The organism is Bradyrhizobium sp. CCBAU 51745 (assembly GCF_028128715.1).
GTDB lineage: Bacteria > Pseudomonadota > Alphaproteobacteria > Rhizobiales > Xanthobacteraceae > Bradyrhizobium > Bradyrhizobium manausense.
Genome location: NZ_LBJP01000003.1, coordinates 1 through 18,450, shown reverse-complemented (window position 1 = coordinate 18,450; position 18,450 = coordinate 1). Strand labels below are relative to the sequence as shown.

The window sequence follows — 18,450 nt, the reverse complement described above, 5'->3', positions numbered from 1 at the left end:
GATGGCTGGCGCCCGATCCCGTCATTTTCAGGGCATTCCGCTGTTTGCAAATAGCTTTCGGCCCTTCTTCCTGCTCGCCGCCATTCAGGCCGCGCTATCGATCCTGCTCTGGCTGCCGATGTTCTATGGCGAGCTGTCGGTGACGTCAGCCTTCGCGCCGCGCGACTGGCACGTCCATGAGATGCTCTACGGCTTCCTGCCGGCCGTCATCACCGGCTTCCTGTTCACCGCGATCCCGAACTGGACCGGGCGGCTGCCGATCCAGGGCGCGTCGCTGGGCGCGTTGCTGGTGGTCTGGCTCGCGGGGCGTGCCGCGGTGGTACTATCGGCCGAGATGGGCTGGCGGTTTGCGCTGGCCGTCGATGCGGCCTTTCTGGCGCTGGTCGTTGCGGCTGCAACGCGTGAGATCATCGCGGGCGGTAATTGGCGCAATCTGCCTGTCGTGGGGCTCGTGCTGGTGCTGCTGTCAGGCAACGTCGCCTTCCATCTCGAAGCGCATTTCAATGGCGCGGCGGATACCAGCATCCGGATCGGTGTCGGTGTGGTCGTGCTGTTGATCTCGCTGATCGGCGGTCGCATCATTCCGAGCTTCACCCGAAACTGGCTGGTCAAGTTCAATCCCGGCCGCGTGCCGGTGCCGTTCGGACGGTTCGACGGCGTGGTGATCGGATTGAGCGCGCTGGCGCTGATCGCCTGGATCGCGGCACCACTGAATGCGGTCACTGGTGTCGCGCTGGCGCTTGTCGGCATGCTGCATCTGATACGGCTTGCGCGCTGGGCGGGTGATCGCACCACGCGTGAGCGGCTGCTTGTGATCCTGCATGTCGGCTACGCCTTCGTTCCGCTTGGCTTCATCCTCAACGCCCTGGCCGGCTTCGGCGTGCTGCCGCCGAGCGCCGGCATTCACGCCTGGATGGTGGGGGCGGCCGGAATCATGACACTCGCAGTGATGACGCGCGCGAGCCTCGGCCATACCGGGCAGGCACTGACGGCGTCGCCGGCAACACAAATCATCTATATTGCCATCATCGTCGCGGCACTGACGCGGATTGCTGCCGTGGTGCTGCCCGCACATGGCGATGTGTTGCTGCACCTCGCGGCCTGCGGCTGGATCGTCGCCTTCCTCGGCTTTGCCGTCGCGTTCGGCCCGCTGCTGACAGGCAGTCCTCGGCGGGCACTCGCCATCATGGGCGCGGCCGCCCCGGCACGCTGAGATCTAGCTTGCTGACGCCGATGTGGCGTCGGCCGCTTTTGGGAGTGGCCGCACGCCCTTGCGCCACTCCGTGATGGTGCAGCCGAAGCGGCCGCGAAACCAGCGTGCCATGGCGCTCTGCGCGGAGAAGCCCAGTTGCGCGGCGATATCCGCCAGCGGCCGGCCGGAGTCCTCGATCAGCTTGATCACGAGGTCGGCGCGTTGCGCATCGAGGATGGCCGAGAAGCTGGTGCCTGATGCGGCGAGGTGGCGGTGGATGGTGCGGCGGGTGCAGGCCAGATGCTCGGCGACGCGTTCGACCGTGCAGTCGCCGCTCGCGAGCAGGCCGCGTACGACCTCGTCGACTTTCTCCTCCCAGCCTGCGGGCCGGCTTTCCATCGCCTCGATTCGCTTGCGCAAGTAGCTGGCGATGAGGGGATGCGCGCTCGGGATCCGGCGCTCCATGTCGTGCGCCGACATCACGATCGCGTCCTCGTCCGCGTTGAAGATCACGCGGCAGCCGAAGAAGTCGCGGTAGCGCTTGCGGTCCTGCGGCGGCGGGTAGTGCAGATGCACTTCCTGCGGCCGCCAATCGCTGCCGAACAGCGACTGGATGATGCGGTGGATGCTGCCGAGCGCCATGTCGATCGATTGGCGCGGCGCGGTCGGCTGCCGCCCACGCAGATGCAAGATGATCGTCACGGTCTGCTTGTCCTTGACGATTTCGAGCTTCATGCCGTCGTGATGGATAGGAATGAAGCGGGAGAGAGCCTCGATCGCCTCGCCGACTGTCGCCTGTTCGCGCACGATCAGGCCGACCGCGCCGAAATTGGTCAGGCCGCCGCGCTCGGCCAGCCGCAAGCCAAAATCTTCAGCACCGGATTCCGCTGCCGATATCTCGAGCAGGCGACGCAGGGCCGGGACCGCAATGGGTGTATCGGGCTCGTCCAGGATGGCCAGCGGCAACCTGACCTTGCGCATCATCTGCCAGGGGTCGAGCCCGACCGACCGGGCCACGTCCGGGTAACAGCTCAAACCTGCGCTGCGAATGAGGTCGGTCATGCGACCATGTCCTGTCAGCCATTCCGCGGATGTCCCCAAATGTAAAGTTTCTGTCCCGATCCGTCAAATCCGGGAACCGGGTGCACCATACATAAGGGGAAAGCCAAGCACCGGCGCGAATGCCGTGCTGATGACGGCCGGGCGCGACGAGCCCCTTGGCGTCGCTGGCCATTTGACCAAGACATTGCTGGATCGGGACTATGCCGGGGAACATGTTTTCCAAGGGTGAAGTATTCGTCATTGAAACCGACGCTGCCTCTCGCGAACAATTGTCCAACGCGCTTCAGCAGAGCGCCTATGACGTGATCTGCTTCGCCGATGGCGCATCGCTGCTGTCGGAGGCCAAGGCGCGGATGCCGGCCTGCGTGCTGCTGGAGATGCCAGCCGATCGCTCCGCCCTCGACGTGCTCAAGCGTCTGCGCGAAGAAAACTGCATGGCGCCGGTGCTGGTGACCGCGGCGAACGGCAGCATCGCCATGGCGGTCGATGCCATCAAGAGCGGCGCGGCCGATTTCATCGAAAAACCGTTCCGCACCCACGATATCGTCGGCAGGATCGACGCCGCGATCGACGAATTTGCCCAGCCGGAATCGGCCAGACATCGCTGGTTGCCGGGTTGCGAAGCTCTGACCGCGCGTGAGAACGACGTGCTCACGCATCTTGCCGCCGGCCTCACCAACAAGGAGATCGCCCGCCGTATGCATCTGAGCGCGCGTACGGTCGAGGGCTATCGGGCCAACATTTTGAAGAAGGCGGCCGCCCGCAACGTGACGGACCTGCTTCGCCGCATCTTCGGCCAAGGTTCGCCCAGCCAGGTCTGACGGGCGAGGTTCGCCTTTCGGACGAATTTGTGCCGCTGCGTGGTGACGCGCTCCGCGGCCATGGTGCCGCCGCGGCGGCGCCCCACGGAAACCCCAATCGAACCGGTTCCTTCCCTGCCGCGTCCAACCATGTTGGCGTGGCATTTGATCGCGCGTCCGGCTGGCGACGCGGCGATATCGGCAGGGAGAATTGTGATGCGCATCACCGCAAGATGTTTGGCGACGACGAGACTGGTCCTGGTGACCACAGCGCTCGCCTCGCCCTCATGGGCCGCCGATGTGGACGCCACATCGGCCATCGACACCGTCACCGTCTATCCTGATGGCGCCACCGTCACGCGCGTGATCGCGCTCGACCTCGCCTCAGGGGATTCGACGCTGGTCGTCAAGGACTTCCCGCTCTCGCTCGATCCGTCTTCGCTCCGCGTCGAGGGCGAGGCGGGTGCCAAGCTCACGATCGGCACGATCGATGCGCGGCCGCCGCGGGCGGCACCACCGGTGAATCTGCCCGAACTCGACAAGCGCATCGAGGCGCTCAAGGACGAGCGCGCCGATCTGCAAGGCACAATCGATGCGGCGGCCGCCCGGCGCAAATTCGCGCAGCGCTTTGCCGAAGCCTCTCCCGCCGGCCTTGGCGAGAAAGGCGAGGCGCGCCCGATCACTGAATGGCGCGCGGCCTTCACCGCGGTCGCCGAGGAAGTCGCGGCCGCCGAAACGGCGATCCGCGATGCCACGCGAAAACAGCGCGAGATCGATCGCCAGATCGCGCAGCTCGAGGCCGACCGGTCTGCCAAGCCGCCGGGCAAGCTCGAGGTGCGCATCGACGTCGCCTCGGCCGCCGCGACGAAAGCGACGCTGCGCGTGGCCTATACTGTGCGCAATGCGCGCTGGCTCCCGCTCTATGACGCCCGGCTCGACACCGGCGCCAAGGATCGCAAGCCGCAACTCGAGCTGGTCCGCCGTGCCGAGGTCACGCAGTCGACCGGTGAAGACTGGTCGAATGTCGCGCTCGGCGTTTCCACGGTCCGGATCGCCCGCGGCGGCAGCGCGCCGGAGCTGGGTTCGCTGGTGGCGCAATATCCGCAGGTGCCGAAGCCGCTGGCGGCGGGTTCGGTCTCCGATCTAGCGCGGCCGGCCCCAATGGCGCGTCAGATGCAGTCTCCATCCTTCGCGAGCAAGGTTGCAGAGGCGGCCGAACCGCGCGAGCGGGTCGACGAGCAACAGGCAGTCGCCGAGATCGGCGATTTCCAGGCCACCTTCAAGATCCCCGGCCGCGTCAGTCTCGGTGCTGCCGAGGGCGCCAAGAGCCTGCGCATCGCCTCGATGAGCGTGGCGGCCGACCTCGCGGTACGCGCCGCGCCGGTGCAGGACCCCACCGCCTTCCTCGAAGCCAGCTTCAAGCAGACCGACGATACGACGCTGCTGCCTGGCAAGGTTGCGATCTACCGTGACGGCATCTTCGTCGGCCGCGGCAAGCTCGCAGCCTCGGCCAAGGACGACATCGTCCGGCTCGGCTTCGGCGCGGACGACAAGGTCAAGATCGAGCGCGCCGTGCTCAAGCGCAACGAAGGCTCAGCCGGCTTGATCGTGACGACCTCGAAGACCGACGAGCGCGCCTTCAAGACCACCATCCGCAACGGTCACGACTTCCCGATCCATGTCGCGATCGAGGATCAGCTGCCGGTCAGCGAGAATGACGAGATCTTGGTCGAGATGCTGCCCACGACCACGCCGCCCACCGCGAAAGACATCCGTGACAAGCGCGGCGTGTTGGAATGGTCGTTCGACGCCAAGTCCGGCGAGATCAGGGACATCAACTTCGCCTGGCGCGTCCGCTGGCCGAAGGACAAGACCATGGTGATCGTGCCGTCGGGCTAGCGGCCGCGCCACGAAGGAGATGTGCTCCCTCTCCCGCTTGCGGGGGAGGGAGAGGACCGAGGAGAGGAAAAATTATTCCTTCACCGCGCCGGTCAGCGACGAGACGTAATAATCCACGAACAGCGAGTAGAAGATCGCAACCGGCAGCGAGCCGAGCAGCGAGCCCGCCATCAGCGCGCCCCATTGATAGACGTCGCCGGTGACGAGCTCGGTCAGGATCGCGACCGGCACGGTCTTGTTGGCTCCGCTCTGGATGAAGGCAAGCGCGTAGATGAACTCGTTCCAGGACAGCGTGAAGGAGAAGATGCCGGCCGAGATCAGGCCGGGCACCGCGAGCGGCAGCGTGATCCGGCGCAGGATCTGCAGCCGCGTCGCACCGTCGACCAGCGCGCACTCCTCGAGCTCGTACGGGATCGACTTGAAATAGCCGATCAAAAGCCAGGTGCAGAACGGCACCAGGAAGGTCGGATAGACCAGGATCAGCGCGAGCGGGGAATCGAACAGACCGAATTGCACCACCACGGTTGCGAGCGGGATGAACAGGATCGACGGCGGGACGAGATAGGCGAGGTAAATGCCAAGGCCGACATAGGGGCTGCCGCGGAAGCGCAGGCGCTCGATCGCGTAGGCGGCAAGTGTGCTCGCGACCAGCGACAGCGTGGTCGAGCCGATCGCGACCAGCATCGTCGTCCACAGCCAGCGCGGATAGGCGGTGTCGAACAAAAGATGCTTGATGTGCGCCAATGTCGGCGAGGAGATCCAGAACGGGTTGTGCTCCCGGTAGTTCATCAGCTCCGCGTTCGGCTTGAACGAGGTGATCGCCATCCAGTAGAACGGAAACAGCAGGATCAGCACGAAGCAGCCGAGCGGCAGATAGATCATCATCAGCCGCCGCAGCCCGGAATCCCAGGCCATGGTGTCGGGCGCTGTTTGGGCGACGGAGGCTTGTGCGACAGCGTCAGTCATTGGCCTCTCCCTGCTGCCATTTGCGCCGCGCCAGGCCGAAATAGGAAAACAGCGTCGCGAACACCAGGAACGGGATCATCGACACCGCGATCGCCGCTCCTTCGCCGAGCTCGCCGCCGGCGATGCCGCGCTGGAACGCCAGCGTCGCCAGCAGGTGGGTCGAGTTGACCGGTCCGCCGCGGGTGATGGCGTAGACCAGCTGGAAATCCGTAAAGGTGAAGATGATCGAGAAGGTCATGACGATGGCGAGAATCGGCATCATCATCGGGAAGGTGATGTAGCGGAAGCGCTGCCATGAACTGGCGCCGTCGAGCATCGCGGCCTCATAGAGCGATGGCGAGATGGTCTGCAGGCCCGCCAGCAGCGAGATCGCGACAAAGGGAATGCCGCGCCAGATATTGGCGGCGATCAGCGAGAACCGCGCCGGCCAGGGCGAGCCGAGGAAGTCGACATTGCTCGTGCGCCAGTGCAGCACGTCGACCAGCAGATAGGAGATGATCGAGAATTGCGGATCGTAGATCCACCAGAACGCCAGCGCCGAGAGCACTGTCGGCACGATCCAGGGCAGTAGCACGATGGCGCGCAACAGGCTCTTAAACGGAAAATGATTGTTGAGCAGCAGCGCGAGCCAGAAGCCGAGCGCGAACTTCCCGAATGTCGCTATCCCCGTATAGAGCACGCTGTAGAACACCGCGTTCCACCACAGGGGATCGGTGAACAGATACTGGAAGTTCTCCAGGCCGATGAACTCGCCCTTGCGGCCGATCGTGGTGTCGGTAAAGGCGAGCCAGATGCCGAGCCCAAGCGGATAGGTCAGGAACACCGCAAGCAGCCCGATCGCGGGCGCGAGGCACATCACGATCAGGAACGGCTTGTAGTCGAACAGCCGGACGAGCCAGTTCGGCTGCCGGTGCACCAGCGCGGGAGAGGAGAGGGTGGTCACGGACATCAGTGTGTTGTCCTGTCTGTGAAGGTCACCACATCCGTCATTGCGAGCGAAGCGAAGCAATCCAGTCTATCGCTGCGGTGAAGTCTGACTTGCATCGTCGCAAGTGCTCCTCGCAATGACGGCCTATCGGCCGTCATTTCTGCCGCCGGAAGTAGCGCTTGCAACGCTGCTCCGCCTCCGCAGCCGCGGCTTCAGGCGTCGCAGCGCCGGTTGCGACCGAGGCGAACATCTGCACTGTGACATAGTCCGCGCGAACAGCACCGGTGGCGGTCGAAATCGGACCCTTATAGCCGGCGTAATAGTTGCTGTTCATCGTCTCCTTGAAGATCGCGACCTTGGGGTCGCCCTTCCACACCGCCGCATCGGCATAGGCTGCCAGCGGCTGCGACCAGTAGCCGCTGTTGGCGTTGAGCCACGGTTCGTACTGGTCCTTTTCCAGCATGTATTGCAGGAAGGCCTTGGCGGCGTTGGGATACGGGCTGTGCTTGAACACCATGGCATTCAGCGTCAGTCCGGACATCGGCGAGACCGGTGCAAGCCCCTTCGGCAGCGGCTGATGTTCGGAGTCCTCGGCGATGGCCGCGGTCGCCGGATCGTTCTTCAGCGAGAAGTACAGCGAGACGCCGTTGGAAGTCAGCGCGATTTCCTGCGAAGAATACGCGCGGTTGTTACTGACGTCATTCCAGGACGATGTGCCCGCGATGAAGGTTGAATAGAGCTCCTTCACGTAGTTCAGCGCCGCGATGGTTTCCTTGCTGTTGATGGTGACGTTGCCCTCTTCGTCCAGCAGTGCGGCGTTGTGCGCCCACATCATCCAGTCCGCAAAACCGTTGCCGTCGCCGACGGCATTGCCCAGCGCAAAGCCGGCGGGCTTGCCGGCCTTCTGCAGCTTCTTGCAGAGGTCCAGGAATCCGGGAAGGTCGTCCGGTGCCTTGTCGAATCCGACGGATTTGAGAACGGACTTGCGATAGATCAGCGGCCCGCCGGAGGCTCCAAAGGGGAGTCCAATCCAGGAATCGCTCTTGGCCTTCTTGCCGTAGATCTTCGCCAGGTTCTGCCAGCCGCCATACTTCTTGCCGAGATAATCGGCGACGTCGGTCAGTTCGATCAGCTTGTCGATATAGATGTGCGGTGCATCGGAGAAGCCCATGATGACGTCGGGGCCGGCGCCGGAATTGGCCGTGACCGCGGTCTGCTGGTTGATGTCCTCCCAGCCGACGAAATCGACCTTGACCTCGACCCCGGTGTCCTTGGTGAACTTGGCCGCATTGGCGCGGAACACGTCCTCGTCGGCCTGCACGAAACGCACCGGCCGCAGCATGCGCAAGCTTGCGCCCTTCTCGATCTCGCGCTTGGGCGCCGCAACGTCGGCGGCCTTGATATTTGACGTTTGCGCCGCAGCACCGGTGGCGGCGAACGTCGCAGCGGACAGGCCCAGCGCCAAGGCATCACGACGTGTGATGTCGTTCCTCATCAGTTCCTCCCTATGATGTCTCCCTTCCCGGCGTTGATCGCCGGTGAAGGGCCGTTCGGTTTCCCTGCGCGTTTGCCGCGCGGGACCGCCTTAGCTGTTCGGGCCGCGGTCCATGCTGACGGGCTGCCAGCGGCGGAGCGCGGTGTCTTGCAGCACCGACGGGTTGACACAGCTTACCGGCCACATGCCCTGCAGCACCAGTGACAATTCGTAGCCCACCCGGCGCTTGCGCGCCTCGTCGAACCGTGCCGAGGCCGAGGCGACATGGGCGGTCAGCGTCACGTTCTCCATGCCCAGGATCGGGTTGTTGTGCGAGGGCGGTTCCTTCTCCAGCACGTCGAGCGCGGCATGGGCGATCCAGCCCTCCTGCAGCGCCTTGATCAGGCTTTCCTCGTCGACTGTGGCACCGCGCCCGGTGTTGATGAAGATCGCGCTCTTCTTCATCTGCCGAAAATGCTTCTCGGTCAGCATGTGATGCACTTCGGGCCGGGCGGGGGCGTGCATCGAGACGAAGTCGGATTGCGACAGCACCTCGTTCAGCGTCGCCGGGATGACGCCGTGGTCCCACATCAGGGTTTCCTGGATGAAGGGATCGTAGGCCATCATGCGCAGGCCGAATGGAGCTGCGCGCTTGGCGACCGCACGCGCGACGCGTCCGAACGAGATGAAGCCGAGCGTCTGGCCCATCAGCCGCGGAATCTTCAGCAGCGCCGGCCGCCCCTCGGTCCATCGCCCTGAGCGCACCATCTTGTCCTGCTCGACCAGGCGGCGGAAGCCTGACAGCAATAGCATCATGGCGTGGTCGGCGACTTCCTCGATGAAGGTGTCGGGAATGTTGGTGACGGGAATGCCGCGTGCAGTTGCTGCCTTCACATCGACGCTGTCGACGCCGACCGAGCCGAGCGTGATGACCTTGCAGTTCTGCAAGCTGTCGATGATGTTTTTGGTGATCGGGATGCCCTTGGCGTAGATCGCGTCGGCATTCTTCGCGGCGGCGATGAACTCGGCCTCATTGGCCGGCGCCTCGACGATCTCGGCATCGATCGGATCGAGCGCCTCGCGCTCGTACGAATAGTCGCTGCCGGCGACCGTGAAGCTCGCGCCCTTCGGCGTCACCACCCTGTATTTCGGCATTTCCAGCTCCGATTTTGTTTGTCGGTTCTTGTTGCGACCCGCCGTCGGACGGGCCTTTACGTCTTTTACGCGAAATCGGCGTGAGTGCGTACAATTCCCGGTTGTCGCTGCGGCGATTATTTGGCGTTTTCCGCGGCAGCGTCCGGGCTTCTACGGAGACCTGTAAGGAACTTGCTAAGGGGTCCCCCACTAACAGTTAATTCAATTTCGAACGATCGACTCGCGTGCATCCCTTTTTCCGGAGCCTATCCCGTGAAGTTAAGCAATCTGAAGATCGCCCCCAAGCTTGGCATCCTTGTCGGCGTCACCTTGTTCGGCCTTTGCATCGCCGGGTTTCTCGCCGGCTATCTGATGAAGTACGAGATGGTGAATGCGCGCATCGACCAGGCCAAGGCGATCGTCGATTTGGGGCGCAACTATGCAGCCGCGCTGAAGAAGCGCGTCGATGCCGGCGAGCTGACGAAGGATGCCGCCATGGCCGAGCTTCGCCGCTACGGCAATGCGATGACCTACGACAACGGTGCGGGCTATCTGTTCGGCACGACCTATGACGGCATCACCCAGCTCGCGCCCGATCCGAAGCAGATCGGGCTGAACCGCATGGACGTCGTGAAGGCCGCAGGCTGTCGCAGGAGTTGATGGATGGCGTCAAGGCCAACGGCTCGATCCTGCTCTACTATGAATATGTGAAGCCCGGTCAGGAAACGCCGATCCGCAAGATCGGTTATGCGGTCGCCATTCCCGGCTTCGACATGTATCTCGGCACCGGCGCCTATCTCGACGACATCGACGCCAAGATGGGCCCGGTCTACTGGATGCTCGGCCTTGCCATGCTTGGCATCCTCATCGTCGCCGGCAGCGTCGCCTGGCTGCTCGGCCGCAGCATCAGCCGCCCGCTCGCGCTGCTCGGTGCCCGCATGAAGGATCTCGCCGACGGCAAACTTGACGGCGACATCCCCGGCGTTGGTCGCGGCGATGAGGTCGGCGCGATGGCCTCGACCGTCCAGATCTTCAAGGACAACGCGGTCCGCATCCGCGAGATTGAGAAGAGCGAAGCGGACGCCAAGGAGCGCGCCGCGGTGGATCGTCGCCGCGCGATGGAAGATATCGCCAACGACTTCGAGCGCAGCGTCAACGGCATCGTCCGCTCGGTCTCCTCGGCCGCGGCCGGCATGCAGTCGACGGCGCAGTCGATGACTGCGACCGCCAGCGACGCCTCTTCGCGCGCAGCGACCGTCGGCGCCGCCTCGCAAAAAGCCTCCGGCAATGTCGGCACGGTCGCCGCGGCTGCCGAGGAGCTGTCGAGCTCGGTGACGGAGATCTCCCGCCAGGTGACGCGCTCGACCGAAGTTGCGAGCCGCGCCGTCAGCGATGCCGAGCGCACCAACGCCACGGTGCAGGAGCTATCGACCGGCGCCGAGAAGATCGGCGAGGTGGTCAAGCTCATCCATTCGATCGCGGCGCAGACCAATCTGCTCGCGCTCAACGCCACCATCGAGGCGGCGCGTGCCGGCGAGTCCGGCCGCGGCTTCGCCGTCGTCGCCTCCGAGGTCAAGGCCCTGGCCAACCAGACCGCCAAGGCGACCGAGGAAATCTCCGCCCAGGTCGCGGCGATGCAGACCTCGACCAGCGATGCGGTCGCGGCCATCGGCGGCATCACGCAGACGATTGCCGAGATGAGCGAGATCACCGCCGGCATCTCGGCCTCGATCGAGCAGCAGGGCGAGGCGACCCGCGAGATCGCCCGCAACATCCAGTCGGTCGCGGCCGGCTCGGCCGAGATCAACGCCCATATCGGCAGCGTCACTTCCGCCGCGGAAGCGACCGGCACCGCCGCCGGCGACGTACTGACCAACGCCCGCGAGCTGGATCACCAGTCCGGCGCGCTGCGCGGCGCGGTGGACGGCTTCCTCGCCAAGGTCCGCGCGGCATAAGATCTTGCGCTGAATTCGTAGGGTGGGCAAAGACGCGAAAGCGTCGTGCCCACCTTTTCTTTTTGAGTTCACGATGATGTTCAGGTGGGCACGCTTCCGCCTTCGCTCTGCGAGCTACGGTGGACAAGTCGCTTTGCCCACCCTGCGAGAGCCTTCTCTTGGCGCGGAATTACTTCACCGCCGTGAGGCGATGACGACGCCGGCGAGCACCAGTGCGTAGCCGATCAGGTGAAATGGCTGGAGCCTTTCGCCGAGCAGCAGGATCGCCATCGCCGAGCCGAATACCGGCACCAGATGGAAGAACGGCGCGGCGCGATTCGGTCCGATCAATGCGACGCCGCGGTTGAAGAAGAGATAGGCGAGCGTCGAGGGGAAGATCAGGATCCAGCCGAGCGTCAGCAGCGTCACGGTGTCGAACTGCAGCACCCTGCCGCTCCATCCCTCCCAGATCGCCGTCGGCAGCAGCATGAAGGCGCCGCAGCAGGTGGTGAAGGACAGGAAGGAGAGTTGATGAACCTTCGGCCGTCGCGGGATGAAGGCGGAGTAGAGTCCGAACGCCACCAGCGAGGAGGCGAACATGATGTCGCCCCGGTTGAACGAGATGCTCGCCAGCGCCGCCAGGTCGCCGCGCAGGATGATGATGAGGACGCCGGCCAGCGAGATCGCGATGCCGGCGAACTGCCCGGCCGTCAGCCGCACGCCAAACAACACCAGCGACCACAGCGCCACGAACAGGGGACCCGCCGACTGGATCAGCAGCGCGTTCAGCGCCTCGGTATATTGCAGCGCCCAGTACGAGATCGCGTTGTTGAAGGCAAAGCCCACCAGCGACAGGAACAGCATCAGCGGCAGGCTTTTGCGCAACGCCGGCCAGTCGCGCTTCAGATGCGGCCAGGAGAACGGCAGCAGGATCAGGAACACGCCGAACCAGCGGATCGTCGTCACCGTCAGTGGCGGCACATGCGCGCCGACATGGCGCGCGATCACGATGTTGCCGGCCCAGAACAGCGAGCTCAGGCTGAGCAGCAGATAAGGCTGGTTGTTGAGCCAGCTGGCCGGATTCGAGGCCGCTGGCGCGGGCGATGCAATCGTCATTGGCGTTGCGTACGACCTTGCGCCGGATGGTCGTCATGACACAAGTCCCGTCGCCGCAATGCTACAATGCAGGCAAACCTTACGGAGGTGCCATTGGCGGTTAATATGTTGAACATCGAGGGCCTGGAACGGCTCGACCGGCATGCGCCGGTGGTGATGCTGAACTTGATGCGTTTCCACGCCCGTTCGCGCGACGGCGACGGATCCGGCTGGGATGCGTATTTGCGCTACAGCGCGATCACCGTGCCGATGATCAAGGCGCGCGGCGGCACGCTGCTGTGGACCGGCGAGGCCAGGGCGATCGCGCTCGGCCCGCACCAGGGCAATGCGTGGGATTTCGTCGCGCTGGTGTTCTATCCGTCGGTCGCAGCCTTCCTCGACATGATGACGTCGGAGGCTTACGAGCTCGATGCCGACCCGCATCGCCTCAACGGCTGCGCCGAGCACGTCATCATCGCGACCAGCGAGGCCTACAGCAAGTTCAGGGCAAGCTAGCTCGCTTGCTTCCGCGATGCCACGAAAACGCCCGACAGCACCAGCGCGAAGCCGATGAAGTGAAAGGCCTGCGGCAGTTCGCCGAGGAAGACCATGGCCATGATCGAGCCGAACACCGGCACGACATGGAAGAACGGTGCGGCGCGATTGGCGCCGATCAGGCGGACGCCGCGGTTGAAGCAGAGATAGGCGAGTGTCGAGGGAAACACCGAGACGTAGAACAGGGTGAGCAGGTTCGGCCCGTCGAGCTTCATGACCGGGCGCGCCGATATTTCCCAGATCTCCAGCGGAATGAGACACGCGGCACCGGCCCCGAAGGTGAAGGCGAGGAACGACAGGCCGTGGATCGGCGGTCGCTTCAACGTCAGCACCGAATAGAGCGCGAAGATGATCAGCGCGACGATGAAGATCAGGTCGCCCTTGTTGAAGGCGATGTTCGACAGCGTGGTGAGATCGCCGTGCAGCAGGATGATCAGCACGCCGCACATCGAGAGAGCTACGCCGAAGGCCTGCGCGCCCGTGAGCCTGATTCCGAGGATGACCAGCGACCACAGCGCCACGATCAGGGGCGCGGCCGACTGCAGCAGAAGTGTATTGAGCGCCTGGGTATGCTCCAGCGCCCAATATTGCAGGGTATTGAAGGCGCCGATGCCGGTGATCGACAACGTGATCATCAGGCCGAGCTTGCTGCGGATGGCCGGCCAATCCCGGGCGAGGTGCTTCCAGGCGAACGGCAGCACCAGCAGGAAGGCGAACAGCCAGCGCAGGAACGACAGCGTCACCGGCGGGATGTGGCCGGCGGCGAGCCGCCCCACCACCGCATTGCCGGCCCAGCACATCGCGGTGATGCTGAGCAGGAGATAAGGCTGATTGGCGATCCAGCTATGGCCCGATGATTCGGCGCTGGTGGTCTGGCCGGTGGCGGTCATTGTAATTGTTATGGCCCCGCGTCATGCACCGAGGCTTCCGGCCCGGCGTTCGGGCCGGCTGATCGCCCGGCACCTCTCAAAGACACGGAAATGCGCCCGATATCAATGCCGCGCGGCGCATCGCCATCATGCGCAGGGCGGTGCAACAGGAACCTCAGCCGGTCGGTCCCGTGCGGATCGCGAATGGCTTCAAAAGTTCGGCGCAGGCGAGATAGACGACGACGAGAAACGCGATGCCGGCCATCATGATCGGCGGCGGCGCGACGAAGCCGAACCAGGTCCCGAGCGGCGTGAACGGCAGGGCTATCGCGGCGAACAGGGCGATCAGCGAGGAGGCCGCAAGCACCGGATCGGGCCAGTTGTGCCAGGGCCGTCCATAGGTGCGGATAACGAAGATCACCAGGATCTGCGTCGCCATGGATTCGACGAACCAGGCTGTGCGGAACTCGTCCGGCGAGGCCTTGAACAAATAAAGCAGCGCGCCAAAGGTGAGAAAGTCGAACACCGACGACAGCGGCCCCATGATCGCGGCAAAGCGCACCAAGCGCGACATGCTCCACACCTGCGGCTTCGCGGTTGCCTGCGCCGAGACGCGGTCGAAGGGAATGCCGAGCTCGGAGAGATCGTAGAGCAGGTTGTTGAGCAGGATCTGCGTCGGCAGCATCGGCAGGAACGGCAGTGCGATCGAGGCCGCCGCCATCGACAGCATGTTGCCGAAGTTCGAGCTCGCGCCCATGCGGACATACTTGAGGATGTTGGCGAAGGTGCGCCGGCCTTCCTCGACGCCGTCGGCGACGACTTCGAGATCCGACGCCAGCAGGATCATGTCGGCAGCGGCCTGCGCCACTCCGGTGGCGCCGTCGACCGACAGGCCGACATCGGCAACCTTCAGGGCCGGTGCGTCGTTGATGCCGTCGCCAAGGAAGCCGACCACCTCGCGGCCGGCCTGGAGCGCCTTCACGATGCGCGATTTCTGGTCCGGTGCGAGCCGGCCGAACGCATCGGCCGAGCGCACCTGCACGGCAAGCGCCTCGTCGCTGAGCTCGGCGATGTCGGCTCCCGACAGCACGCGCTCGGCGTTGAGCCCGACCAGGGCGGCGAGCCGCTTCACCACAACGGGATCGTCCCCCGACAGGATCTTCAGCCTCACGCCGCCCGCTGCGAGCCGGGCGATCGCGGCCGCGGCCGTCGGCTTCGGCGGATCGGCGAAGGCGCAGAGACCTTCGAAGACGAGGTCGGTCTCGTCGTCGGTCTCGACCTCACGCAGCGCGCCGCTCCACGCCCGCGACGCGATGGCCACGGTGCGCAGGCCCTCGGTGGCAAGCGCGTGGACATGGGCCATTGCCGCCTCGCGCGCATGTTGGTCCATCGCGCACAATTCCAGCACGGCCTCCGGCGCGCCTTTGACGATCAGTCGCGCGCCTTCGGGGCCGGTGGCGAGCACCGATCCCAGCCGGCGCGAGAAATCGAAAGCCTGCCGTCCGGCGAGTGTCCAGCCTTGGCAAGGCTCCGGCCGGCCGGCGACGAGGGCGGCATCGAGCGCGCCACGGTCGCCGCCGAGCGAGGCCGCAATGGCGCCGAGCCGCGCGGCGCGCGCATCGTCCTTGCCGGCGGCATCGAGGCTTCTGGCGAGCGTGATCTCGGCCGATGTCAGCGTGCCCGTCTTGTCCGTGCACAGCACGGTCATGGCGCCGAGGTCGTGAATGGCGGCGAGCCGCTTCACGATCACCTTGCGGCCGGCCATGCGCAGCGCACCGCGCGACAGCGTCACCGTCGTGATCATCGGCAGCAGTTCCGGCGTCAGCCCGACCGCAAGCGCGACGGCGAACAGCAGCGAATCGAGCACGGGACGGCCGAACACGACGCGGATGGTGAGCACGACCAGCACCAGCGCCAGCGTGGCGCGCGCGATCACGAGGCCGAATTCGCGCAAGTCCCGTTCGAAGGGAGAGGGCGCCTGCGCCTCGGCGAGCGCGGAGGCCGCCGCGCCGAACACGGTGTCGCGGCCGGTCCTGACCACGAGCGCGATCGCCTCGCCGGTTTGGGCGACGGCGCCGCGGAACAGCGCGTTCGAGGTGTCGTCGGGGCCGGCGCATGGCCCGGCGCGTTTCTGCACCGGATAGGGCTCGCCGGTGAGCGCGGCTTCACCCGCGGTGAAGGCGGTGCTCTCAAGGATCAGCGCGTCAGCCGGGATGATGTCGCCGGCGCGGACGCGCAGCAGATCGCCGGGCACGAGGCGCTCGACATCGATATCGACAAATGCGCCGTCGCGGCTGACCTCGGCCTTCAGGGCCACCGAGCGCCGGAGAATCTCGGCGGCGCGGACCGCGTGTCCCTCCTGGATGGTATCGAGGCCGATCGAGAGCGCGAGGATCAGGACGATGATGAGCCCGCCGATCTCGTCGCCGGTCAGCATCGAGATGATGCCGGCCACCAGAAGGATCAGCGACAACGGTTCGAGCAACCGGCGCAGGATCGCGCGCGCCGCGCCCTCGATCCGCGGCGGTGCGTCGGTGTTCGGTCCGAAACGGTCGAGGCGTTCGTCGGCCGCCGCCGCGGACAGACCGTGCAAGGAGCAGCCGAGCTGCGCGCTGAGCGCCTCGGCCGAGAGGCGCCAGAAATGGCTGGCCTGGTTGCTTGATGGCTGGGTCACGGCGTGTCTGAAAAAGGGGCCTGCTGACCGGGGAAGGTAAGCTGCGGAGGTGACATCAGTCCCCTTGGCACGACCAGGCGCCGGCATGATTGATACCGGTCAATCCGTCGCCCGCGCGGGCCGCCCGATACGGCCGTGAAGGTTGCTGGATTTTAAGGGGATATCAAAGGCTTGGGACACGCCTTGGGCCCGAAAAAAGCCCCGTTCTTGCTTGCCTAGAGGGGCCGCTTCCTTTATCCGGTGGAGCTGCCTCGCGTGCGAACGGCCTTCGGCCGGGAATTGGGCTGGGCGCATCTAAAATTCTCGAAGGATTACCCGCGAATGGCCAATGTTGTCGTCGTCGGCGCCCAGTGGGGCGACGAAGGAAAGGGCAAGATCGTCGACTGGTTGTCGGAGCAGGCGGATATCGTCGTCCGCTTCCAGGGCGGCCATAACGCCGGGCATACGCTGGTCATCAACGGCGCGACCTACAAGCTCGCGCTGCTGCCCTCCGGCGTGCTGCGAGAGGGCAAGCTGTCGGTCATCGGCAACGGCGTGGTGTTCGATCCCGCCGCCTTCCTCGACGAGATCACCAAGCTCAGGGCGCAGGGCGTGGCTGTCAGCCCGGACAATCTGCGCGTCGCCGAGAACGTCACCCTGATCCTGCCGCTGCATCGCGAGCTCGATGCGCTGCGCGAATCCTCCAACGCGGCGACCGCGATCGGCACCACGCGCCGTGGCATCGGCCCGGCCTACGAGGACAAGGTCGGCCGTCGCGCCATCCGCCTGATGGATCTTGCCGACCTCAACACCCTGCCGCACAAGATTGACCGGCTGCTGGCGCACCACAATGCCTTGCGCCGAGGGCTCAACCTGCCTGAGTTCGACGGCAAGGAGATCCTGAAAGAGCTGAGCGCGCTGGCGCCGCAACTGCTGCCCTATGCAGAGACGGTGTGGCGCCTGCTCGACATCGAGCGGCGCGCCGGCAAGCGCATGCTGTTCGAGGGCGCGCAAGGCGCGTTGCTCGACGTCGACCACGGCACGTATCCTTATGTCACCTCGTCCAACACCGTCGCAGCGCAGGCCGCGACCGGCGCTGGCCTTGGACCGGGCGCGGTCGGCTATGTGCTGGGTCTCTGCAAGGCCTACACGACCCGCGTCGGTCAGGGCCCGTTCCCGACCGAGCAGGACAACGCGATCGGCCGCAAGATCGGCGAGCGCGGCCGCGAGTTCGGCACCAACACCGGCCGTCCGCGCCGCTGCGGCTGGTTCGACGCGGTCCTCGTCCGTCAAGCCGTCCGCACCTGCGGCATCAACGGGCTGGCGCTCACAAAACTCGACATTCTCGACGGCTTCGACACGATCGATGTCTGCGTCGGTTACAAGCTCGACGGCAAGGAGATCGACTATTTTCCGGCCGGTGAAGGCGCGCAGGCCCGGGTCGAGCCGATCTATGAGACCATCGAGGGCTGGAAGGAGCCGACCGCCAATGCGCGGTCCTGGGCCGACCTGCCGGCCCAGGCCATCAAATATGTCCGCCGGATCGAGGAATTGGTGGGGTGCCCGGTCGCACTGCTTTCCACCAGCCCCGAACGCGAGGATACTATCCTCGTGCAAAACCCGTTTGAGGCTTAACGATCTCTTACCAGGACGCGGGTATAGTTGAGTTGAAATGGCTGATTACTATCCGCTGATCGCCCGCGCTATTGCCGCCCTGGACCCCAACGCTCCCGGCGAAAGCCGGCGCGCGCTGTATGAACGGGCGCGCACGGCGCTGATCGCGCAGCTGCGCAGCGTGCAGCCGCCGCTGTCCGAATCCGAGATCACCCGCGAACGCCTGTCGCTGGAAGAGGCCGTCCGCAAGGTCGAATCCGAGGCCGCGCAGCGCG

13 protein-coding genes and 2 pseudogenes are annotated in these 18,450 nt (G+C 65.1%); 7 read left to right on the top strand and 8 right to left on the bottom strand.

The genetic code is table 11. The annotated features are described in order from the left end of the window. Window position 1 precedes the first annotated feature (1 nt). Window positions 2-1,213: an NnrS family protein gene (locus XH98_RS02815; protein WP_271617748.1), complete on the top strand. Its 1,212-nt coding sequence runs from the start codon at window positions 2-4 to the stop codon at window positions 1,211-1,213. Between the two features lie 3 nt (window positions 1,214-1,216). Here XH98_RS02815 and XH98_RS02810 read toward each other — a convergent pair whose 3' ends face one another. Continuing rightward, window positions 1,217-2,254 (bottom strand): AraC family transcriptional regulator, encoded by a 1,038-nt coding sequence (locus XH98_RS02810; RefSeq protein ID WP_271603929.1) that lies wholly within the window; start codon window positions 2,252-2,254, stop codon window positions 1,217-1,219. Between the two features lie 200 nt (window positions 2,255-2,454). Between XH98_RS02810 and XH98_RS02805 the strand changes: the two genes are divergently transcribed. Both XH98_RS02805 and XH98_RS02800 read left to right on the top strand, forming a co-directional pair. Then, the gene (locus tag XH98_RS02805; protein WP_271617747.1) at window positions 2,455-3,075 is read left to right on the top strand and encodes a response regulator transcription factor; all 621 of its coding nucleotides are present in this window, start codon (window positions 2,455-2,457) and stop codon (window positions 3,073-3,075) included. A gap of 195 nt (window positions 3,076-3,270) precedes the next feature. Then, complete coding sequence (locus XH98_RS02800) at window positions 3,271-4,953, top strand: mucoidy inhibitor MuiA family protein (RefSeq protein WP_271603931.1); 1,683 nt, start codon at window positions 3,271-3,273, stop codon at window positions 4,951-4,953. A gap of 72 nt (window positions 4,954-5,025) precedes the next feature. Here XH98_RS02800 and XH98_RS02795 read toward each other — a convergent pair whose 3' ends face one another. The 4 genes from XH98_RS02795 to XH98_RS02780 all read right to left on the bottom strand — a co-directional run bounded on the left by XH98_RS02795 (window position 5,026) and on the right by XH98_RS02780 (window position 9,476). Continuing rightward, window positions 5,026-5,919, bottom strand: a complete 894-nt coding sequence (locus tag XH98_RS02795; RefSeq protein ID WP_271617746.1) for a carbohydrate ABC transporter permease — start codon at window positions 5,917-5,919, stop codon at window positions 5,026-5,028. Beyond that, complete coding sequence (locus XH98_RS02790) at window positions 5,912-6,868, bottom strand: carbohydrate ABC transporter permease (protein ID WP_271603933.1); 957 nt, start codon at window positions 6,866-6,868, stop codon at window positions 5,912-5,914. The genes XH98_RS02795 and XH98_RS02790 overlap by 8 nt, the downstream gene beginning before the upstream one ends. Before the next feature lie 133 nt (window positions 6,869-7,001). Further along, window positions 7,002-8,342, bottom strand: coding sequence for an ABC transporter substrate-binding protein (locus tag XH98_RS02785; RefSeq protein ID WP_271617745.1), 1,341 nt, complete (start codon window positions 8,340-8,342; stop codon window positions 7,002-7,004). A 90-nt stretch (window positions 8,343-8,432) separates the two neighbouring features. After that, the gene (locus XH98_RS02780) at window positions 8,433-9,476 is read right to left on the bottom strand and encodes a C-terminal binding protein (protein WP_271617744.1); all 1,044 of its coding nucleotides are present in this window, start codon (window positions 9,474-9,476) and stop codon (window positions 8,433-8,435) included. A gap of 252 nt (window positions 9,477-9,728) precedes the next feature. Here XH98_RS02780 and XH98_RS02775 point away from each other — a divergent pair. Then, window positions 9,729-11,410 (top strand): annotated as a pseudogene (locus XH98_RS02775) (methyl-accepting chemotaxis protein). Window positions 11,411-11,584: 174 nt separating this feature from the next. Here XH98_RS02775 and XH98_RS02770 read toward each other — a convergent pair. Next, window positions 11,585-12,505: a DMT family transporter gene (locus XH98_RS02770; protein ID WP_271603937.1), complete on the bottom strand. Its 921-nt coding sequence runs from the start codon at window positions 12,503-12,505 to the stop codon at window positions 11,585-11,587. A gap of 105 nt (window positions 12,506-12,610) precedes the next feature. On the opposite strand from XH98_RS02770, the gene XH98_RS02765 reads away from it, so the two are divergent. Next, on the top strand, window positions 12,611-13,000 hold the full coding sequence (locus XH98_RS02765) for a DUF1330 domain-containing protein (protein WP_271603938.1): 390 nt from the start codon (window positions 12,611-12,613) through the stop codon (window positions 12,998-13,000). Here the strand turns inward: XH98_RS02765 and XH98_RS02760 are convergent. Together XH98_RS02760 and mgtA are read right to left on the bottom strand one after the other, a co-directional pair. Beyond that, window positions 12,997-13,929, bottom strand: a complete 933-nt coding sequence (locus tag XH98_RS02760) for a DMT family transporter (protein ID WP_271603939.1) — start codon at window positions 13,927-13,929, stop codon at window positions 12,997-12,999. The genes XH98_RS02765 and XH98_RS02760 overlap by 4 nt on opposite strands. 154 nt (window positions 13,930-14,083) lie before the next feature. Beyond that, window positions 14,084-16,582, bottom strand: coding sequence for a magnesium-translocating P-type ATPase (mgtA, locus tag XH98_RS02755; RefSeq protein WP_271617743.1), 2,499 nt, complete (start codon window positions 16,580-16,582; stop codon window positions 14,084-14,086). A 321-nt stretch (window positions 16,583-16,903) separates the two neighbouring features. On the opposite strand from mgtA, the gene XH98_RS02750 reads away from it, so the two are divergent. Together XH98_RS02750 and XH98_RS02745 are read left to right on the top strand one after the other, a co-directional pair. Continuing rightward, entirely contained in the window at window positions 16,904-18,196 is a 1,293-nt protein-coding gene (locus tag XH98_RS02750; protein WP_271603941.1) for an adenylosuccinate synthase, read from the top strand. 37 nt (window positions 18,197-18,233) lie between these two features. Continuing rightward, window positions 18,234-18,450: pseudogene (locus tag XH98_RS02745) on the top strand (hypothetical protein); the annotation flags it as partial.

What these genes read in the sequence shown, in the direction of transcription:
- XH98_RS02790 (WP_271603933.1), bottom strand. Translation starts at nt 6,868, where the DNA reads ATGTCCGTGACCACCCTCTCCTCTCCCGCGCTGGTGCACCGGCAGCCG.
- XH98_RS02810 (WP_271603929.1), bottom strand. Translation starts at nt 2,254, where the DNA reads ATGACCGACCTCATTCGCAGCGCAGGTTTGAGCTGTTACCCGGACGTG.
- XH98_RS02770 (WP_271603937.1), bottom strand. Translation starts at nt 12,505, where the DNA reads ATGACGATTGCATCGCCCGCGCCAGCGGCCTCGAATCCGGCCAGCTGG.
- XH98_RS02815 (WP_271617748.1), top strand. Translation starts at nt 2, where the DNA reads ATGGCTGGCGCCCGATCCCGTCATTTTCAGGGCATTCCGCTGTTTGCA.
- XH98_RS02750 (WP_271603941.1), top strand. Translation starts at nt 16,904, where the DNA reads ATGGCCAATGTTGTCGTCGTCGGCGCCCAGTGGGGCGACGAAGGAAAG.
- XH98_RS02760 (WP_271603939.1), bottom strand. Translation starts at nt 13,929, where the DNA reads ATGACCGCCACCGGCCAGACCACCAGCGCCGAATCATCGGGCCATAGC.
- XH98_RS02780 (WP_271617744.1), bottom strand. Translation starts at nt 9,476, where the DNA reads ATGCCGAAATACAGGGTGGTGACGCCGAAGGGCGCGAGCTTCACGGTC.
- XH98_RS02765 (WP_271603938.1), top strand. Translation starts at nt 12,611, where the DNA reads ATGTTGAACATCGAGGGCCTGGAACGGCTCGACCGGCATGCGCCGGTG.
- XH98_RS02805 (WP_271617747.1), top strand. Translation starts at nt 2,455, where the DNA reads ATGCCGGGGAACATGTTTTCCAAGGGTGAAGTATTCGTCATTGAAACC.
- XH98_RS02800 (WP_271603931.1), top strand. Translation starts at nt 3,271, where the DNA reads ATGCGCATCACCGCAAGATGTTTGGCGACGACGAGACTGGTCCTGGTG.
- XH98_RS02785 (WP_271617745.1), bottom strand. Translation starts at nt 8,342, where the DNA reads ATGAGGAACGACATCACACGTCGTGATGCCTTGGCGCTGGGCCTGTCC.
- XH98_RS02795 (WP_271617746.1), bottom strand. Translation starts at nt 5,919, where the DNA reads ATGACTGACGCTGTCGCACAAGCCTCCGTCGCCCAAACAGCGCCCGAC.